The organism is Bradyrhizobium uaiense (assembly GCF_010811875.1).
Lineage (GTDB): Bacteria > Pseudomonadota > Alphaproteobacteria > Rhizobiales > Xanthobacteraceae > Bradyrhizobium > Bradyrhizobium uaiense.
The window spans coordinates 1-3,349 of the sequence record NZ_VKHP01000426.1; the positions used below are offsets into that span (position 1 = coordinate 1).

Sequence of the window (3,349 nt, forward strand, 5' to 3'; positions counted from 1 at the left end):
CCATAGCTCAGCCGCTCATCTTCGCAGACCAGCGCCACCGCTTCCGGCGCTTTTTGCACCTGTGTCTCGAACAGCTCATGGATGCACCGTTCCGACGGATAAGCTGCCGCCGTCCGGTTCAAATCCTCCAGCAGATAGCTGCGCTCCTCGGCCGGCAGGATGTCGAGCTCGCGCACCGGCATGTTAGGGGCATGCTCCAGCGCCTCTGCCAGTTGCTCGAGCGCCCGCTGCATGTAGCCGCAGACCCGATCCGCAGATACAGGCTCCGCCACCTGCGCCGTCAGGCCGAGCGCTTCGCCATAATCCTCAACCGACAAGTTTACGGGATAGTTGGTGCGCTCCTCGCCGCCGAGCCATTCCACGCCCGACACGACATCATCCGCTCCGAAGCCGGGCGTGGCCGCCGGCCTGTTGTGACGGTAGTTCAACAGCGCACTGAACAGCGGCGTCGGCGCCGCAACGCCGCTGCAGCGTTGCGCCAGCGCCAGCGAAGCATGCTCGTGCGCCAGTAGCTCGGAAAGTTGCGCGTGGGTGCTGCGCACGCTCGCCGCAACCCCGGTCTCGTCCAGGGCAAGCCGCACAGGCAGCGTGTTGATGAACAGCCCCATTGTACGATCGGCGCCCGCACCCGCATGCATCCGGCCGAACAGCACCGTGCCGAACACCACCTGCTCTCGGCCGCTGCTGCGCGCCAGCACCTGACCCCAAGCCAAATGGCACAGGCTGGCCAAGCTCACCCCGAGCCGCTGCGCCTGTTCGCGCAGCCGCTCATTGAGCGTCTGCGGCAGCATTCGATGCGCCTCGCCGACGCCGCTGCCGTCGCCGTGGACCCCGCTTAGCCCGAACGGCACGGTCGGCTCATCGATGTCGGCCAGCATCTTTCGGAAGTATTCTTCGTGTGCTTGTGCACTCACGCCCAGCTGCGTTTGCACGACCAGATTGCGGAACGGCTGCGGCTCTGACAACTCATGCGCGCGCCCCTCCAGCACGGCACGCACCTCGGTATGCATCACCTCCAGCGTCGTATGATCGCCGATCAAATGGTGCTGCAGCTGCAGCAGCAGCCAGCGCCTGCTACCGGGCTCGCGCGCGATCACAAACCGCAACAAGGGCGCCTGGCCAATTTCGATGCGCTGCCGGCGCGGATCAAACCGGCGCCGGAGCTCATCGGAACCGGAGCTTTCACAGCCGTCCAGCTCGACCTCGCTCACATGTAGCGGCGCGCGCCGCCAGACGACCTGGATCGGGCTCGACAGCTCCTCCCAAACAAACGCCGTACGCAGGATATCGTGCCGATCCACGACCTGCTGAACCGCGCCAAGATAACGCTCCAACAGGCCACGCTCGGCAAACGCCACCTGCGACACCATCAGGTAGGGATCACCCCGACCGGCTAGCAGATGATGGAACAGGATGCCGTCTTGCAGCGGCGACAGGCCATATATGTCTTGGATGTTGCTGACGCCGCCGGGCACTGTGGCGACGATCCGATCGATCTCGCCCTGCGTGAGCTCAATAAGCGGCAGCATCGGCGGCGTGATGGCCGTGCTCTGCTCGGTGATCAGGTTGACGGGGGCTGCCACCTCGTGATGGCTACCAAGGCAGGCAGCGAGATCGGCCAGTACCGGCCTTTCGAACAAGGTGCGTACCTCCACCCCGAGCGACAACCGCCGCAGCCGCTCCAAGACCTGCACGGCCAAAAGCGAGTGGCCGCCCAGTTCGAAGAAGTGGTCGTTGCGCCCGATGCGCTCGACACCGAGAAGCTCGGCCCAGGTCCGCGCCAGCGCGATCTCGACCGCGCCTTGCGGCGCCTCATAGGCCGCCAGCGCATAGGCCTCGTCGGCCGGCGCCGGCAGCGCGTTCCGATCGAGCTTTCCGTTCGGCGTCAGCGGCAGCGCTGCGATCGGCACGAACGCAGCCGGCACCATGTAGTCCGGCAGCCGGCTACTCAAGTGCGCGCGCAAGGCGCCCGCAAGCCCGCCTGCATCACCCTCGTCCGAGCCGGCCTCGGACGCGCAGACCACATAGGCGATCAGATGCTTGTCGCCGGCGCGGCTCTGGCGCGCCACCACCACCGCCTCGCGCACAAAGGCGTGCTCGCACAGCTTTGCTACGATCTCGCCAGGCTCGATGCGGTAGCCGCGGATCTTCACCTGGTCGTCGTTGCGGCCCAAAAACTCAATATTGCCGTCCGGTAGATAACGCCCGAGGTCGCCGGTCCGGTACAGCCGATCGCCCTCGACGAAGGGACTGGCGATGAACCGCTCGGCTGTCAGTTCAGGGCGGTTCAAATACCCGCGCGCACCCCCCGCCCCGCCGATGTAAAGCTCGCCCACCGCACCAAACGGCACAGGCGCGCCATGACCGTCCAGCAGGTAGACCCGCGTGTTGGCGATCGGGCGACCGATCGGGACCACCGACCCATCGAAATCAGCCGGGCAAGTCCAGGCCGTCACGTCAATAGCAGCTTCCGTGGGACCGTATAGATTGTGCAGGCCGGTCCAAGGCAATACGCAACGAACCTTCTGCGCAAGGCCGGCAGACAGCGCCTCGCCACTACAGATGAGACGCTTCAGCGATTTACAGCGTTCAACACCCTTTGCGTCCATGAAGCTGATCAGCATGGATGGTACAAAATGTGCTGTGGTGATGCGTTGGCTGACTATCAAGTTGACAAGCGCATCAGGATTTTTGTGCGCACCAGGAAGTGCCAGCACCAAGCTCGCCCCTTCAAGCAACGTCCAGAAGAATTCCCAGGCAGAAACATCAAAGCCAAATGAGGTCTTCTGCAAGACAACGTCAGTCGCATTGAGTGCGTAGGCTTTTTGCATCCAGATCAGGCGATTGATAATGGCCCGATGCTCATTCTGCGCTCCTTTGGGCGTTCCGGTTGAGCCTGAGGTGTAGATCACATAGGCGAGATGGCTGGATGTGAGGCCAAGCGCGCGCGGGTCGGGGTCCGAATCCGGCCGGTCGGCCCAGGCCAGCGTGGCCGTCGCCAGATCGACCACTGTCACAGCATCCAGCACCTCGCGGCCGAGTGCTGCGCGGCCGGCGGCATCGCAAAGCAGCAGCCGCGGCGCGGCATCGTCGACAACCTGCCGCAGCCGTTCGCTCGGATAGGCCGGATCCAGCGGCAGATAGGCACCGCCCGCCTTGAGGATTGCCAAAAGCCCGACCACCATCGCCAGGCTGCGTTCCAAGCAGATCGCCACCGGCTGGTCCGGCTTGACCCCAAGGGCAATCAGGTGATGCGCCAGCCGGTTGGCCTGTGCGTTGAGCTCGCCATAGCTCAGCCGCTCATCTTCGCAGACCAGCGCCACCGCTTCCGGCGCTTTTTGCACCTGTG

At 64.5% G+C, this 3,349-nt stretch carries 1 protein-coding gene; it reads right to left on the minus strand.

The annotated features are described in order from the left end of the window. Positions 1 to 3,349, minus strand: a 3,349-nt coding sequence (locus FNJ47_RS45195) for a non-ribosomal peptide synthetase (RefSeq protein WP_163163143.1), incomplete at both ends; no start/stop codon positions are given.